General features: G+C 65.1%; 14 protein-coding genes. 7 read left to right on the forward strand and 7 right to left on the reverse strand.

The window, feature by feature from the left end:
• Positions 1–31: 31 nt before the first annotated feature.
• A complete protein-coding gene (locus tag AB7G19_RS33270) occupies positions 32–415 on the reverse strand; it encodes a hypothetical protein (RefSeq protein ID WP_071916148.1) in 384 nt (127 codons plus the stop codon).
• Positions 416–591: 176 nt separating this feature from the next.
• Positions 592–1,431 (reverse strand): RMD1 family protein, encoded by an 840-nt coding sequence (locus tag AB7G19_RS33275; protein ID WP_085402542.1) that lies wholly within the window; start codon positions 1,429–1,431, stop codon positions 592–594.
• Between the two features lie 335 nt (positions 1,432–1,766).
• Between AB7G19_RS33275 and AB7G19_RS33280 the strand changes: the two genes are divergently transcribed.
• The 3 genes from AB7G19_RS33280 (at position 1,767) to AB7G19_RS33290 (ending at position 3,514) form a co-directional block, all read left to right on the forward strand.
• A complete protein-coding gene (locus AB7G19_RS33280) occupies positions 1,767–2,342 on the forward strand; it encodes a glycosyl transferase (protein ID WP_085402541.1) in 576 nt (191 codons plus the stop codon).
• A 66-nt stretch (positions 2,343–2,408) separates the two neighbouring features.
• Complete coding sequence (locus tag AB7G19_RS33285; protein ID WP_085402540.1) at positions 2,409–3,386, forward strand: bifunctional helix-turn-helix transcriptional regulator/GNAT family N-acetyltransferase; 978 nt, start codon at positions 2,409–2,411, stop codon at positions 3,384–3,386.
• Positions 3,386–3,514, forward strand: a complete 129-nt coding sequence (locus AB7G19_RS33290) for a hypothetical protein (protein ID WP_275552127.1) — start codon at positions 3,386–3,388, stop codon at positions 3,512–3,514. Before AB7G19_RS33285 ends, AB7G19_RS33290 begins: the two co-directional genes overlap by 1 nt.
• Positions 3,515–3,752: 238 nt before the next feature.
• Here the strand turns inward: AB7G19_RS33290 and moaB are convergent, their stop codons facing one another.
• Together moaB and ypfJ are read right to left on the reverse strand one after the other, a co-directional pair.
• Positions 3,753–4,316, reverse strand: a complete 564-nt coding sequence (gene moaB / locus AB7G19_RS33295) for a molybdenum cofactor biosynthesis protein B (RefSeq protein ID WP_085402539.1) — start codon at positions 4,314–4,316, stop codon at positions 3,753–3,755.
• Between the two features lie 156 nt (positions 4,317–4,472).
• A complete protein-coding gene (gene ypfJ, locus AB7G19_RS33300) occupies positions 4,473–5,408 on the reverse strand; it encodes a KPN_02809 family neutral zinc metallopeptidase (protein WP_063985124.1) in 936 nt (311 codons plus the stop codon).
• Between the two features lie 401 nt (positions 5,409–5,809).
• Between ypfJ and AB7G19_RS33305 the strand changes: the two genes are divergently transcribed.
• Positions 5,810–6,940: a site-specific DNA-methyltransferase gene (locus AB7G19_RS33305; RefSeq protein ID WP_071916153.1), complete on the forward strand. Its 1,131-nt coding sequence runs from the start codon at positions 5,810–5,812 to the stop codon at positions 6,938–6,940.
• Between the two features lie 179 nt (positions 6,941–7,119).
• Positions 7,120–7,446, forward strand: coding sequence for a hypothetical protein (locus AB7G19_RS33310; protein ID WP_028158214.1), 327 nt, complete (start codon positions 7,120–7,122; stop codon positions 7,444–7,446).
• 16 nt (positions 7,447–7,462) lie between these two features.
• Here AB7G19_RS33310 and AB7G19_RS33315 read toward each other — a convergent pair whose 3' ends face one another.
• Entirely contained in the window at positions 7,463–8,353 is an 891-nt protein-coding gene (locus AB7G19_RS33315) for an SDR family NAD(P)-dependent oxidoreductase (RefSeq protein WP_085402538.1), read from the reverse strand.
• Between the two features lie 103 nt (positions 8,354–8,456).
• On the opposite strand from AB7G19_RS33315, the gene AB7G19_RS33320 reads away from it, so the two are divergent.
• Both AB7G19_RS33320 and AB7G19_RS33325 read left to right on the forward strand, forming a co-directional pair.
• Positions 8,457–9,332, forward strand: coding sequence for a LysR family transcriptional regulator (locus AB7G19_RS33320; protein WP_085402537.1), 876 nt, complete (start codon positions 8,457–8,459; stop codon positions 9,330–9,332).
• A 161-nt stretch (positions 9,333–9,493) separates the two neighbouring features.
• Positions 9,494–10,180: a glutathione S-transferase family protein gene (locus AB7G19_RS33325; RefSeq protein ID WP_085402536.1), complete on the forward strand. Its 687-nt coding sequence runs from the start codon at positions 9,494–9,496 to the stop codon at positions 10,178–10,180.
• Positions 10,181–10,238: 58 nt separating this feature from the next.
• Here AB7G19_RS33325 and AB7G19_RS33330 read toward each other — a convergent pair whose 3' ends face one another.
• A complete protein-coding gene (locus tag AB7G19_RS33330; protein WP_071916158.1) occupies positions 10,239–12,248 on the reverse strand; it encodes a methyl-accepting chemotaxis protein in 2,010 nt (669 codons plus the stop codon).
• 297 nt (positions 12,249–12,545) lie between these two features.
• Positions 12,546–14,555, reverse strand: a complete 2,010-nt coding sequence (locus AB7G19_RS33335) for a HAMP domain-containing methyl-accepting chemotaxis protein (protein ID WP_085402535.1) — start codon at positions 14,553–14,555, stop codon at positions 12,546–12,548.
• Positions 14,556–14,656 lie beyond the last annotated feature (101 nt).

Here is a 14,656-nt window from a genome sequence, read left to right on the forward strand (position 1 = left end):
CGAGCACCATGGGCCAACTACGTCGCTCCGCTCAGTACGGAGAGTACCCGCCCGGGCAAACATAGTTTCCGTAAGCGTCATAGCCGCAGCCGCTGCGGTAGTAGGCCCCCGTCGCAGCTGCGCCGATCGCCGCGGCCCCCACTGCCGCCGCACCGACGCCGTAACGATATCCGCGATACCCTGCATAAGCGCCCCGATAGCCGTAACGCCCGCCGCGCACGGCGACAGCACCGCCCCGATATCCACGCGCCGCGACCGCGCCCCCGCGGTAGCCTCCTGCCCGCACGGCACCGCCGTGGAAACCTCCTGCGCGCATGGCGCCGCCGCGACCGCCGCGGGCAGATGCGTCATCGGGAGTGAAGGCGACAAGCAGCATAGCTGCGGCTGCCGAAGCGATGAGAGCTTGACGCAACATCAGCGTACTCCTTCTTCGAGGGAGGAAGCCGCGGACAGCTGCACATCGCGTTGACCGCGGGTCCGATCGAAGTCTCGTGCGCTGGAGCTTCGTGCCTTTGATTTGGATCAACGTTCATCTACATGAACGACGGTTCCCCGCCCGCACAGTGGCGTGCAGGCCGATCTCAGGCCGGTCTAATGCGTGCCCGACAGGATCTGGATGCACCCGATCACGACCTCGATCACGATCAGCACCACGACTGCGATTTCCAGACGCAGCGAGCGCTGGGTGTCGATGATGTCGGTCAGCGCGTTGGCGGTTTCCGAGACCGCGGTGAGCTTGCGCTCAAGCGTGTCAAGGCGCTCCTTCAATTCGTACTCGTCTTCGAGACGGGCATAGAGGCGGTCGAGCTCGGGCTTCTCCCAGAGCACGTCCGGTTTCTCGGCCACCGCGACACGGCCGGCGACGCGCTGCTGGACCAGAAGCGCATTGCCGATCAGTTGCAGGATGCCCTTGCGCCGGGGCGGCGTGCGGCCCTGCTCGGCGAGCCCCCGCGCGAAGGGCTCGATCACGTCGAAAACCGCGGCGACGCGGCGCTCGTCGCGGGCGAGCGAGGTGCTCTTGGCGAGCGCGTCCGCAACGATCAGCAGCCGATCGTCGGAGAATTTGGCGAGGCAGATCGGCCCGCCGGGCTGGATCGCCTCGGCGTTCTCATCCTTGCAGAGCTGCGCCTGTGCGATCTCCTCTTCAAAAGGGCTGAGCTCGCCGGTCACCCGCGGTTTCAGGCTGTCGATCAGCACCTTCTCCTCCGAAGGGAGGAGGCCGATCAGCACCACGACGCCGTAGCGGAAGATCACGACGAGCCCGGCATGGACGCGGAAGGCAGCAGGCGTCGAGGAGACAGGTGCGCCAAGCTCGAGCCCGGACGGATTGATGCGTTCGCCCAGCATCACGGCGCGGATCCGCAGGGTCGGCGCGGCCTCCGGCTTCGGCGATGTTGGCGTGGTGCCAACGGGAAGTTGATCGGCGTTCACTGGACTATCTCACTTTGCGCGGCGAGCGTTGCACGTTTTTCCCGTCACAAGGTTTGTGTCAGACTGCCGGTGCAGCCTTGCGGAACGTGCCGTCCTCGCCCCGATCATATCGGCAGAGAAAGCCCCCGTTTGAAGCTCACGGAAACGACATTCGCGGAAACATTCGGCAACAGGGCCACCCCGCGCACGACATATTCGGCTGCGATAGACCGGCGGCGATCTACCATCGCATGCCGGAACACCGGCGAAAAGTTGCACTCGGCGACGCCGCGTGTTTATGACACATTCATAACAAGCTACGCTTCTCCCGAAGTGCAGACATCGAAGCCTCAATCATGCTGAGCGTCATCATACCGACCGAAGGCGTCGAGCAGACGGCGGTCGCAACCCTCGCCGCGCTGGTGCCCGGCGCCGCCGCGGGCGTCATCCGCGAAGTGCTGCTGGTCGACGGCACCCGCAACGGCGTCATCGAGCGCGTGGCGGACGTTGCAGGCTGCCGTTTCATCGGCTTCGAGGGATCCTCGCAGGGCGCCGCGCTTGCCGCCGGCGCGCTCCAGGCCCGTTCGCCCTGGCTGATGTTCCTCCCGGCCGGCGCCGTGCTGGAGACCGGCTGGATCGAGGAAACCACCCAGTTCATCCAGGCTGTCTCGACCAGCGGCAGGGATCGCGCGGCGGTGTTCCGCTACACACGGTCGCCTTATGCCGATACCGGGTTTCGCGACGTCCTCTGGGCCGTGGTGCGCAAACTGGTCGGCCCCCTCGGCGATCAGGGACTCTTGATCGCGCGCGATCATTACGACCGGATCGGCGGCTACCCGCCCCAGGCCCGCCGTTCCGAGGCGCGGCTGCTCCGGCGGCTCGGCCGCTCGTCCCGGACCATGCTGCGCAGCCGGATCGTCATGGTCGGCTGACGTCACCGATCTAATACTTGCCAAAGTCAAATAATTGTTTGACAATGGCAATTATCGAGGTGACCCATGCCATCTGCCCTTTCGTCATCCAGCCCGTCGCCATCCTGCCCCGCTTCGACCGAACAGGTCGCTGACGACCAGGTCCAGGCGGTTCGCGCCTTCAACCGCTTCTACACCCAGAAGCTCGGCGTGCTCGACCAGCAGCTCCTGAAGAGCCCGTTCTCGCTGAGCGAGGCGCGCGTGCTCTACGAGCTGGCCCATGGTGGCGAGCAGTCGGCCAAGGAGATCGGCATCGCGCTCGGGCTCGACGCCGGCTATCTCAGTCGCATCGTGCAGAACTTCGACGAGAGCGGCCTGATCGCGCGCAAGCCGCTTCCGAGCGACCGCCGGCAGGTTCAGTTGAGCCTGACCGCGAAGGGCCGCCAGGCGTTCGCCAGGCTCGAACGCTCGTCCCAGGACGACGTCGCCGCGATGCTGCGGCCGCTGCCGGATGAGGAGCGCAGCAAGCTCACCGGTGCGATGGAGACGATCGAGCGGCTGCTCGCTATGCCGCGGACGCCATCCCCGCGCGCGACCCTGCGCGAGCCCCGCCCGGGCGACATGGGCTGGGTGGTGCAGAGCCACGGCGCGCTCTACGCCAGCGAATACGGTTTCGACTCCGGCTTCGAGGCGCTGGTGGCCGAGATCGTCGCCAAATACATGACCTCCTACGATGCCTCGCGCGAGCGCTGCTGGATCGCCGACATCGAGGGCCGGCCGGTCGGCTCGGTATTTCTGGTCAAGGCCAGCGACGACGTCGCCAAGCTGCGCCTGTTGCTGCTCGATCCGGCCGCACGCGGACAGGGGCTAGGCCAACGGCTGGTCGCCGAATGCGTCTCCTTTGCCCGCGCCTGCGGCTATCGGCGGATGACGCTGTGGACGCAGAGCAATTTGGTCGCCGCGCGAAAAATCTATCAGGATGCCGGCTTCAAGCTGACCGCCACCGAGCCGCATCGCAGCTTTGGCCAGAACCTCACCGGCGAAACCTGGGAGCGCGATCTCTGATGCGGCGGCACGCGCTCATCACGGGAGAGCTCGTCGATCTCTACAAGCGCCGCGCACGACGGCTGCACGCGGAAGCGTGCCGGACTATGTGGCGCGTGGTGTGGGGCTCGCTGCGGCGGAAGAGCTAGTCGCTATCGCTGTCGCAGCGGGCGCGATGCGCATGATTGTGCCCTCGCCCCTTGCGGGAGAGGGCAGCGACGCCAGTAGATACGAACTCGCTTGGGTGAGGGGTATGTCTCCGAGCGGTCCGTGCGGATGGAGACCCCTCACCCGTCTCGCCGCTCCGCGGCGAGCCACCCTCTCCCACAAGGGGAGAAGGGAAGAGGTCCGCGCCTAGCTCAGCAAAGCAGCGTCAAAGCAACGCACTCACACCGTCGCGCCCTGCGCCTTTGCCCTTCGCAGATGCTCGTCCAGGCGCGGCATGATCTCGACGAAATTGCAGGGACGCGTGCGGTAGTCGAGCTGGGCCGCGAGGATGCCGTCCCAGCCGTCGCGACAGGCGCCGGGTGAGCCCGGCAGGCAGAAGATGTAGGTGGCGCCGGCGACGCCGGCGGTGGCGCGGCTCTGGATCGTCGACGTGCCGATCTTGGCGTGGCTGAGCATGTGGAAGGCGATCGAGAAGCCGTCCATGCGCTTCTCGAACAGTGGCTCGATCGCCTCCGGCGTGACGTCGCGTCCGGTAAAACCGGTGCCGCCGGTGGTGATGACGACGTCGATGCCGGCATCGGCAATCCAGCGGCGGACGACGGCGCGGATCGCCTCGACGTCGTCGGTGACGATCTCGCGCGCGGCGAGATGATGGCCCGCCGCGGTGAGGCGGTCGGCCAGCGTCTGGCCGGACTTGTCGTCGGCGAGCGCGCGCGTGTCAGAGACGGTGAGCACCGCGATGTTGAGCGGGATGAATTGTTTTGACTCGTCGATCGAGGCCATTGGTCCTTCCTCTCGTGTCCCGGACGCGATGCAGCGCGTCAGCGGTGCGTCGCAGAGCCGGGACCCAGAGCTGAGAGACCGGCATTGTGGGCCCCGGCTCTGCAGCGCACCGCTGAAGAAGCGCTGCGCTGCGTCTGGGGCACGAAGTCCTGGCGACTACGACCCGCTGCCGAACGTGTTGCAGGCCTGGACGGTCCCTTGCTGGTAGCCGGTCATGAACCACTGCTTGCGTTGCGCCGCCGAGCCGTGCGTGAAGGAATCGGGCACGACGCGTCCCGTGGCCTGGCGTTGCAGCGTGTCATCACCGATCGCGCTCGCCGTGGTCAACGCGGCGTCGATGTCGCCGGGCTCGAGGAAGTTCGGACGCTTTTTCGACTCGCGATTGACCCAGACGCCGGACAGGCAATCGGCCTGCAATTCGACCTTCACCTGGAGCGCATTGGCCTCGGCCTTGCTGCCGGCCTGCTGCTGCAGCCGCGTCACGCGCGGAATGATGCCGAGCAGGTTCTGGATGTGATGGCCGGCCTCATGCGCGATGATGTAGGCGGTGGTGAAGTTGCAGGCGGACTTGCCGGAGCAGCCGCGGAAGCGCGTCTCGACCTCGCGGAAGAAACTGGTGTCTAGGAAGATGGTACGATCCGGCGGACAGTAGAACGGCCCCATCGCCGACTCTGCCCGGCCGCAGCGGCCGCCATTGGTGACGTTGCGGAACAGCACGACCTTCGGACCGGTGTAGGACTGGCCGCTGGCCTGGAAGATTTCGCTCCAGCGGTCGTCGATCTCGCCGAGGATGCCGGAGATCATGCTGCCCATCTCGTCGGTCGGCGCGCCGCGCTTGGCGGAGGTCGACTGACGATCGGTCTGGTAGGAAGGCGCCTGGCCGCCGCCGGTGAGGATCTCGGCGCCGCCGATCAGGATGCGCGGATCGATGCCGAAGGCATAACCGACCAGGCCGAGCACGATGATGGTGCCGATGCCCAGACCGCCGCCGCCCATCGGCAGGCCGAACCCGCCTCCGCCGCCGCCCATGCCGCCACCGCCGTCGCGGCGATCCTCAATGTCGTCGCTGCGGCGGAAATCATCATAACGCATGGCGGGTTTCCCTCAGTCCTCAATTGGCGTCATTTGGGCGCATAAGCGCGAAAGCTCAACGCGCCACACACGTAAAATTTCCAATGCGTTAATCAATATCCCGCTCGGCAATTATTGCCTAGTGCGACAGCATGCCGATGCCAGCAATTTTTTCCGGGGTCGTGCAATTTTTTCCGAGAGAAATTTGGCGACCTGACTGCTCCCGCAACGCGAAGAAATACGAAATACACTGGAAAACACGACGAATGCGCAGAGCGAAACGCGCACAATGCGTGATGCGAGGGCTGCTCACCAAAGCGGCGGGTTAAGTCGATTTTTACTTTGCCGCTCCATTGTAACGGTCAGTCGGTTGTTTGGTCCCGCGTCGCCGACAGCGTCGCCTGAGTCAGAGTTCTTGAGTCATGGTAGTGTCGCGTCGCGGGGCGTCTGCAAGGGCGCCCCGCACAAATTTTGAGTCCGCTTCGCACAGCATCATCCTCGGTGATTGCGTCGCCGAGATGTCGAAGCTTCAGGCCGGTTCGGTCGACCTCGTGTTCGCCGATCCGCCCTACAATCTCCAGCTCAAGGGCGATCTGAAGCGCCCCGACGAATCCCATGTCGATGCCGTCAACGACGACTGGGACAAGTTCGATTCGTTCTCCGCCTATGACGATTTCACCCGCGCCTGGCTGCTTGCCGCCCGCCGCGCGATGAAGCCGTCGGCGACGATCTGGGTGATCGGCTCCTATCACAACATCTTCCGCGTCGGCGCGATCATGCAGGACCTCGGCTTCTGGCTCCTGAACGACATCGTCTGGCGCAAGTCGAACCCGATGCCGAATTTCCGCGGCCGCCGCTTCACCAACGCGCACGAGACCATGATCTGGGCCGCGCGCGACGAGAAGGCCAAGGGCTACACGTTCAACTACGAGGCACTGAAGGCCGCCAACGAGGACGTGCAGGCACGGTCCGATTGGCTGATCCCGCTCTGCACCGGCGAGGAGCGCCTCAAGGGCGCCGACGGCAAGAAAGTGCATCCGACGCAGAAGCCGGAAGGCCTGCTCGCGCGCGTGCTGCTGTCGTCGTCGAAACCCGGCGATCTCGTGATCGATCCCTTCAACGGCACCGGCACCACCGGCGCGGTCGCAAAACGTCTCGGCCGCTCCTATATCGGCTTCGAGCGCGACAAGACCTACGCGAAGGCCGCCGAAGCGCGCATCGCCGCGGTCGAGCCGCTGCCGGAGGAAAGCCTCGCTCCGTTCATGACCGCGCGCGAAGCGCCGCGGGTCGCGTTCTCCGAGCTGATCGAGCGCGGCATGATCATGCCCGGCACGAAGCTGTTCGACGCCAAGAAGAAGCTCGGCGCACTCGTGCGCGCCGACGGCGCCATCATGCTGGGCGACAAGGTCGGCTCGATCCACCGCATCGGCGCCGTGGCGCAAGGGGCGCAAGCCTGCAACGGCTGGACCTTCTGGCATGTCGAGACCAAGAAGGGTCTCAAGCTGATCGACGAGTTCCGCGCCGAGATCCGTGCGGGGATCGGGGCGGAGTAGTTTTCTCCGCGGTCCCGTAGGGTGGGCAAAGCGAAGCGTGCCCACCACCTTGGAATATGCCGCAAGCGACGCGGTGGGCACGGCGCTTCGCGCCTTTGCCCACTCTACGGCTCCTTGAATGCCGCCACAGCCAGGACTAGATTTCACCGATCAGCCCCGTCCTGACCGGTCCGGCTCCCATGCGACGACAGTCCGAGACATTGCTGCTGGTGCCGCTGCTGCCGATCTTCCTGCTCGGCATGTTTCCGATGTTCCTGATCGCCCTGCTCGGCTTTTTCGGCCTCGCCATCTTCGGCGTGCTGGTGGTCTGCGTCGGGCTGGCCAGCAGCAACGAGGCCCACGACAATTTCAATCACGACGTCATCGTGCACGGCTACGCGCGCGGATCGGAGCGCAAGGCGCGGGCCTCCAGCATGCACGCCGCAACGCGGCTCGCGATGCGGCTGGACGCTGTCGGCGCCGGGATGATCGTCATCGCCGTCGTCGGCCTGCTCTATTCCAGTTGAGCGTCGAGGCGCGGCCTCACGGCGCCAGACGGGCGATCAATCGATCGGAGGCATCCATGAGCGCCGTCGCATAGGATCGCTCCGCAGACGAAGGGCTCGGCAGGATCGCCTCAGCCTTGTTGTTGAGCATGACACCGCTGCGGCCGTTGAGATCAGGCGACACCAGGAGCGGCACCAGTCGCTCGGCATAGGCGTCCGGCTCGACCATCATGAAGCTGGTCAGCCAGTTGATCAGCGAGACGAGCGCACGCGACCCGAACAGATTGGCGCGAATATCGGTCTTCACGAAGCCGGGATTAAGGCCGAACACATCGACATCGGCAAAGCGCCTGGCGGCCTCGAGGACGAGCACTTCGTTGCCCGCCACGGTGTTCGAGTGGGCTGCGAACCGCTTGTAGCGCCGCTCCGAATTCAGATCGGCGACATCGGCCCTCTGCTCAGTCCCGGGGAATCCCATGACGAATATCCGAGACTTGAATGTGGCCGTGGCCCTGTCCCTTCCAAGACGAGAGGCGATCGCGTTCAGGATGACGAAGCGGCTCAGATAGCTGACGGCAAGATCGCGTTCGATGCCTTCCGCCGTCACCTCACGCCTGGGCCCCGCCATGATGCCGGTCGTGAAGACGACGATGTCGAGCGTCTCGGCGGGAAGCTCACGGCCGATCCGCCTGGCTTCTCGCATCAGGCTCAGATCGGCCTGCATGAATGCGATGCCCGGCACGTTCTGATCGCGGAACGTCTGGCCGACGACGAGGACACGCGCCCCCTTGGCCGCCAATTGGCGGCTGAACGCCCGGCCAATGCCGCCGGTGCCGCCGATCACCGCCACATTCAATCCAGCGAGCCTGAGGCCTTCGAGCGCCGGCGGATTCACCTTCAGGTTCTTGTCGAGTTCTACGCGTTTCATGGATGGCTTGCCCTGCAATGTCAGCAAAGGGCAGATGGACCTTCCACTCAATGGAATAAATGCCGTAAAATGGAACTGATTGATCCACTGATGGAATAATGAAATGGCGTTGTTGAACGATATGGCGCTGTTCGTGGAGGTCGCGAAGGCCCGCAGCTTCCGTCGCGCCGCCAAGACCCTCGACATGCCCAATTCGACGCTGTCGCGCCGGATCGATCTGTTGGAGAAGGAGATCGGGCTTCGCCTGTTGAACCGGACGACCCGCAAGATCGAATTGACCGAAGCCGGCCAGATCTACTTCGAGCGCTGCAAGCGCATCGTGGACGAGGCGCGCCTGGCGCATGAGCAACTGGACGGGATGCTGGCGCAGCCGAGCGGCATGCTCCGCGTCTCGCTGCCGGTGGATTTCGCGAACACCTACCTCGCACCGTTGATCGCCGAATTCGCGCGGCAATATCCCGACATCGATTTCGAATTCGACCTGACGCCGCGACGTGTCGATCTCGTATCGGAGCCGTTCGATCTGGCGATCCGCGTCGGAGAATCAGAGCCATCCCACATGATCGCGCGGCCGCTCGCCCGTATGCCGGGATATCTCTACGCCTCGCCGCGCTATCTCGAGACCAACGGCGAGCCGCATGAACCGGCGGACCTCACCCGTCATCAATGCTTGTGCATGACGAAGGTGAGTGCGTGGACGTTACACAGGGGCACGCAGATGGAGCAGACCGACGTCGGCGGCCGTTTTCGGCTCAACAACGTGGGACTGATCCGCCGCCTCGCAACGCTCGACACGGGCATCGCCTTTCTTCCGCAAGAGATCGTGGCCGACGAAGTGGCGGATGGCCGGCTGCGTCGCATCATGCCGCAATGGCAGGGCTCGCCCGTCACCGTCTACGCAGTCACCGAGACGCGCCTGCTGCCAGCCAAGACGCAGCGCTTCATTGAATTCCTGCGGGAACGGCTCAGCCGGACTTGAATCGTCATTACGGCGGCGATCGGCCTTTGTTACGCAGGCTGATCTGCGTACCGCGCAGACACCGCCCGGCAAACTCGCCGGTTGCTCTCCCCGGCCATGTTCAGGCACAGAAGGCCGCGACGCTGCATTCATTCTCTAAAAAGGGAATTGGGGAGACAAACATGCTCAAGTTCTATTTCAACGGTTCGCCGAACCCGACCAAGGTCGCGCTTTATCTGGAAGAGGCCGGCCTGGCGTTCGAGCCGGTCAAGATCGACACCCGCACGGGCGAGCAGTTCGCGCCGGACTATCTGAAGATCAATCCGAACGGCAAGGTGCCGGCGATCGACGACAACGGCACCATCGTGTTCGACTCGAACGCCATCCTGCTCTACCTCGCCGAGAAGACCGGCAAGTTCCTTCCCGCCGCCAACGTCCGCGGCGAGACGCTGTCATGGCTGATGTTCATTGCCACCGGCGTCGGGCCGTATTCGGGCCAGGCCGTGCACTTCAAGCATTTTGCGCCGAAGGACCAGAACCACGACTACGCCCATAACCGCTACCAGTACGAGACCGATCGCCACTACAAGATTCTCGACGGTCACCTTGAAGGCCGCTGCTACATGGTCGGCGACAGCTATTCGATCGTCGACATGGCGCTGTGGGGCTGGGCGCGGATGGTGCCGTTCAAGCTCGGCGACGATGCCTTTGCGCGCTATCCGAACGTGAAGCGGCTGGTGGACGAGATCTCGGCGCGGCCGGCGGCGGCGCGCGCGATCGCGCTGAAGGACAAGTTCACCTTCAAGGCCGAGATGGACGACGAGGCGCGCGCCAACATGTTCAAGCACATGACGACGAAGGTCGCCTGATCGCGCGACGCAGCTTTTGGAGGCCACGCGCATGCGCGTGGCCTTTTGCGTTTGCGGCTCAGGCGGCGTGGACCGAGCTCAGGAATTTTGCGACTTCCTGCTTCAGCCGATTGCTGTCTGAAGACAGCGAGCGCGCCGCCGAGAGCACCTGCGAGGAGGCCGAGCCGGTCTCGGAGGCTCCGCGCTGCACGTCGCCGATATTGGTCGATACGCGCTGCGTGCCGTGAGCGGCCTGCTGGACGTTGCGGGAGATTTCCTGTGTGGCAGCGCCCTGCTCTTCCACGGCCGCCGCAACCGTCGACGAGATCTCCGACAGCCGCTCGATGGTGCCGCTGATCTCCCGGATCGAGCCGACCGACTCCTCCGTCGCGGCCTGGATGCCGGAGACCTGCTGGGCGATCTCGCCCGTGGCCTTCGCGGTCTGCTCGGCCAGCGCCTTGACCTCGGAGGCGACCACGGCAAAGCCGCGACCGGCCTCGCCCGCACGCGCCGCCTCGATCGTCGCGTTCAGTGCCAGCAGATTGGTCTGGCCGGCAATCGTGCTGATCAGCTCGACCACGTCGCCGATACGGGCGGCGGCCTTGGACAGTTCACCGACCCGTTCGTTGGTCCGCGTTGCCTGACCCACAGCCTCGCTGGCGATGCGGGCGGATTCCTGCACCTGGCGGGCGATCTCCGAGACCGAGGAGGACAGTTCCTCGGTCGCCGAGGCAACGGCCTGCACATTGGCCGAGGCTTCCTGGGAGGCGCTGGCGACTTCCGTCGACAGATCCTGGGCGCGGCTGGCCGTCGTGGTCAGGGTGCCCGCGGAAGCCTCGAGCTCGTTTGATGCCGACGACACGGTGTCGACGATCTCGCCCACCGCTCGTTCGAACTGATTGGCCAGGTTTCGCATGTCGGCCTTGCGGCTCTCCGCCTGCCGCGCCTCGACCTCGACCTGCTCGTGGCGCAGGCGGTCGGTCTCGACCATGCTCTCCTTGAACACCTGGATCGCCTTGGCCATCTCGCCGATCTCGTCGCGATTTCCGCGGCCGGGGATCTCAACCTTGAGATCGCCACCGGCGAGGGCTCCCATCGCCCGGGTCATCGTGGTCAGCGGTCCGACGATGCTGCGCGCGATCAGGAAGGCGACGAGGCCGCCGAACAGGACCGCAAGGCCGCCGGCGACTTCCTGAATCCAGGTCGTGCTGGCAATGACGCCATCGGCGGCCGCGCGCGACTTCTGGTAGTCGGCCTTCAATCCGGTCTCCGCCACCTTGAGCCTGTCGACGCTATCGCTGATCAAGGGGGCGATCTCATTGCGGTAGATTTCATCGGCCTGGAGGATTGCGGCGGATGTCGTCTCGAAAGCCCCCTTGTAGGTCGAAAGTGAACTCTTGATCGGCCCGAACGCGGCCTTGACCTCGTCCGGGAGACCGGCCCCCTCAAGTGACTTGAGTGCTTGCTGCGCCCGATCGACATTGGTCCTGAAGGTCGCCGGCCCCTTCGCGTCCCGGACGGCGAGGAAGCGCCAGTTTGAGACACGAACAAGGAGGATCTTGGATTCGAGATCGGCGACGGGGGCGGTCACGCTGGTGTCGCCGGTTGCACCCGCGGCCTCGACCAGCTTGCCGGTGTTGGCGGTGAGCTCGTCGCCGCCGGCGAGCAAAGTGGCCTTGCCTTTCGTCGTCTCGTTGACGGCAGCGCCCATGCGCTCGCGCAGGGACTTCATCTTGTCGACGTCGCCGACGAGGCCATTGTAGATCTTGAGCCGCTCCTCGGAGACCGTCGACTTGGCCGCGGCCCTCAACAGCTCGGCCGTCGCCGCCTCCCGCTCCGCAGCCTCCTTGAAGGCCGGCTCGTTGGCGTCATAGATGTAACGCAGATTGGCACGCCGCAGCGCCTGGAGGTTGATCGAGATTTCCTGCACGCGGGCGGTGTTGTCCGAGAGCGCGGAGAGCCGCGCCATCTGGCCCTGGACGGCCCACAAATTCCAGACCGCAACCGCGGCCATGATCAAACCAACGACCACGAGAACCGAAAATCCGGCGTAGAGACGCCCCCGAATTCTCAAACGCAAGCTCGGCATCACTGTCCACCCATTGCAGCAGAAAAGCAGAAGCAGCCGACGACCTTGGCGCGATTGCAACGACTGATCATTGCAGCCACGCCTGCGAGAATCGCGCTGCGCTGCCGTACAATGCGGAACAATTGTTAATTGCGGCTGTATTTTACCGGTGTCGAATACGGAGAAGCCGACGAAGACACCACCGTATTCCGGACATCAAGCGGTGGCGCGCGCGAGCGATGTCCTCATCCCACCACGCCGCCATGGCAGGTCCACGCGCATGCGCGTGGACCTTTTGCTTTTGCGGGTCGGCGCCGATCAGGCAGCGTGGACCGAGTCCAGGAACTTCGCGACTTCCTGTTTCAGCCGGTTGCTGTCTGAAGACAGCGAGCGCGCCGCCGAGAGCACCTGCGAGGAGGCCGAGCCGGTCTCGGAGGCGCCGCGCTGGACGTCGCCGATATTGATCGAGACGCGCTGCGTGCCATGGGCGGCCTGCTGGACGTTGCGGGAGATGTCCTTCGTCGCCGCGCCCTGCTCTTCCACGGCGGCGGCCACCGCCGACGAGATTTCCGACAGCCGCTCGATCGTGCCGCTGATCTCCCGGATGGAGCCGACCGACTGCTCGGTCGCGGCCTGGATGCTCGAAATCTGCTGGCCGATCTCGCCGGTCGCCTTCGCGGTCTGCTCGGCCAGCGCCTTGACCTCGGAGGCGACCACCGCAAAGCCGCGGCCGGCCTCGCCGGCGCGCGCGGCCTCGATGGTGGCGTTCAGCGCCAGGAGGTTGGTCTGGCCGGCAATCGTGCTGATCAGCTCGACCACGTCGCCGATGCGGGCGGCCGCCTTGGACAGCTCGCCGACGCGCTCATTGGTCCTGCTTGCCTGCCCGACCGCCTCGTTGGCGATCCGGGCCGATTCCTGCACCTGGCGGGCGATCTCGGTGACCGAGGAGGACAGCTGCTCGGTCGCGGACGCCACCGCCTGCACATTGGCCGTGGCCTCCTGTGACGCCGACGCCACCTCGGTCGACAGATTCTGCGCGCGCGTCGCGGTCGTCGTCAGGGTGCCCGCCGACGCCTCCAACTCGTTCGATGCCGACGACACGGTGTCGACGATCTCGCCGACCGCCTGCTCGAACTGGTCGGCGAGCCGGACCATGTCGGCCTTGCGGCTCTCCGCCTGCCGCGCCTCGGTCTCGGTCTGCTCCGTGCGCAGCCGTTCGGTGTCGATCATGTTGGTCTTGAACACCTCGATCGCCTTGGCCATGTCGCCGATCTCGTCGGCCTTGCCGCGCCCGGGAATCCCGACCTCGAGATTGCCGCCGGCCAGCAGCCCCATCGCTCGCGTCATCGACGTCAGGGGACCGACGATGCTGCGGGCGATCAGGAAGGCGACGATCAATCCGAACAGGGTGGCAAGGCCGCCCGCGATCGCCTGCACGGTGGTCGTGCCGTCAATCACGGCTTCGGCCTGGCTGCGCGACTCCTTGTAGTCCTTCTTCAAGGCGGCTTCCGCGACCTTGAGCTTGGCGATGCTGTCGACGATGAGGGGCGCGAGGCTCTTGTGGTAGATCTCGTCGGCCTGCAGCATCGCGGCCGACGTCGTCTCGAACGCGGATTTGTAGATTCCGAGCGAGGTCTTCACCGGCGCGAGCGTCGTACGCAGTTCGGTCGCCTGCGGGCTCTTTTCGAGCGCCGAGAGGCGCTGCGACGCCCTGTCCACATTGGTTCTGAAGTTGGCGGGCCCCTTGCTGTCGCGCAGGGCCAGGAAACGCCAGTTCGCGATCTGGACGAGCAGGAGTCTGGATTCGAGGTCCGCAACCAGGGCCCCGGTGTCTTCGTCGACGGCTGCGCGCGCCACATCGACCAGCTTGCCCATCTTGACAGTCAGCTCGTCACCGCTCGGCAGCAGCGTCGCCTTGCCGGTCCGCGCCTCGTTGACGGCGTCGCCGAGATTGTCACGCAGGCTTCGCATTTTCGCGATGTCGGCGATCAGATCGTTGTAGAGCTTCCGCCGCTCCTCGGAGAGCGTTCCCTGCGCCCCGACCTTCAACAGCTCGGTCGCCGCGGTTTCACGCTCTGCGGCCTCCTTCATTGCGGGCTCGCTGGCGTCGTAGATGTAGCGCAGATTGGCGCGCTGGATCGCCTGAAGATGGGTCGAGACCTCCAGGACCCGCGCCGTGCTGTCCGAAAATGCCGAAGCCTTTGCGACCTGGTCCTGCACGGACCGCAAATTCCAGATGGCGACCACCGCCATCACGAGACCAACCGCCACCAAGGCCATGAAACCCGCGTACAGGCGTCCCCTGATCCGCAAACGAAAGTTCGGCATTCCCACTGTCCACCCAGGTGCATGTGAATTCGGGCGGACGAACGACCCCGGCAATCGTCACGGCCACCCCCGGCAGCCGCGAGTCGCTTTTCGGCACCCAC

The organism is Bradyrhizobium sp. 215_C5_N1_1 (genome assembly GCF_052075935.1).
Lineage (GTDB): Bacteria > Pseudomonadota > Alphaproteobacteria > Rhizobiales > Xanthobacteraceae > Bradyrhizobium > Bradyrhizobium barranii.

Coding starts and splice junctions, on each gene's coding strand:
- AB7G19_RS33270 (WP_071916148.1), bottom strand. CDS start 415: ATGTTGCGTCAAGCTCTCATCGCTTCGGCAGCCGCAGCTATGCTGCTT.
- AB7G19_RS33280 (WP_085402541.1), top strand. CDS start 1,767: ATGCTGAGCGTCATCATACCGACCGAAGGCGTCGAGCAGACGGCGGTC.
- AB7G19_RS33285 (WP_085402540.1), top strand. CDS start 2,409: ATGCCATCTGCCCTTTCGTCATCCAGCCCGTCGCCATCCTGCCCCGCT.
- AB7G19_RS33290 (WP_275552127.1), top strand. CDS start 3,386: ATGCGGCGGCACGCGCTCATCACGGGAGAGCTCGTCGATCTCTACAAG.
- moaB (WP_085402539.1), bottom strand. CDS start 4,316: ATGGCCTCGATCGACGAGTCAAAACAATTCATCCCGCTCAACATCGCG.
- ypfJ (WP_063985124.1), bottom strand. CDS start 5,408: ATGCGTTATGATGATTTCCGCCGCAGCGACGACATTGAGGATCGCCGC.
- AB7G19_RS33305 (WP_071916153.1), top strand. CDS start 5,810: ATGGTAGTGTCGCGTCGCGGGGCGTCTGCAAGGGCGCCCCGCACAAAT.
- AB7G19_RS33310 (WP_028158214.1), top strand. CDS start 7,120: ATGCGACGACAGTCCGAGACATTGCTGCTGGTGCCGCTGCTGCCGATC.
- AB7G19_RS33315 (WP_085402538.1), bottom strand. CDS start 8,353: ATGAAACGCGTAGAACTCGACAAGAACCTGAAGGTGAATCCGCCGGCG.
- AB7G19_RS33320 (WP_085402537.1), top strand. CDS start 8,457: ATGGCGTTGTTGAACGATATGGCGCTGTTCGTGGAGGTCGCGAAGGCC.
- AB7G19_RS33325 (WP_085402536.1), top strand. CDS start 9,494: ATGCTCAAGTTCTATTTCAACGGTTCGCCGAACCCGACCAAGGTCGCG.
- AB7G19_RS33330 (WP_071916158.1), bottom strand. CDS start 12,248: ATGCCGAGCTTGCGTTTGAGAATTCGGGGGCGTCTCTACGCCGGATTT.
- AB7G19_RS33335 (WP_085402535.1), bottom strand. CDS start 14,555: ATGCCGAACTTTCGTTTGCGGATCAGGGGACGCCTGTACGCGGGTTTC.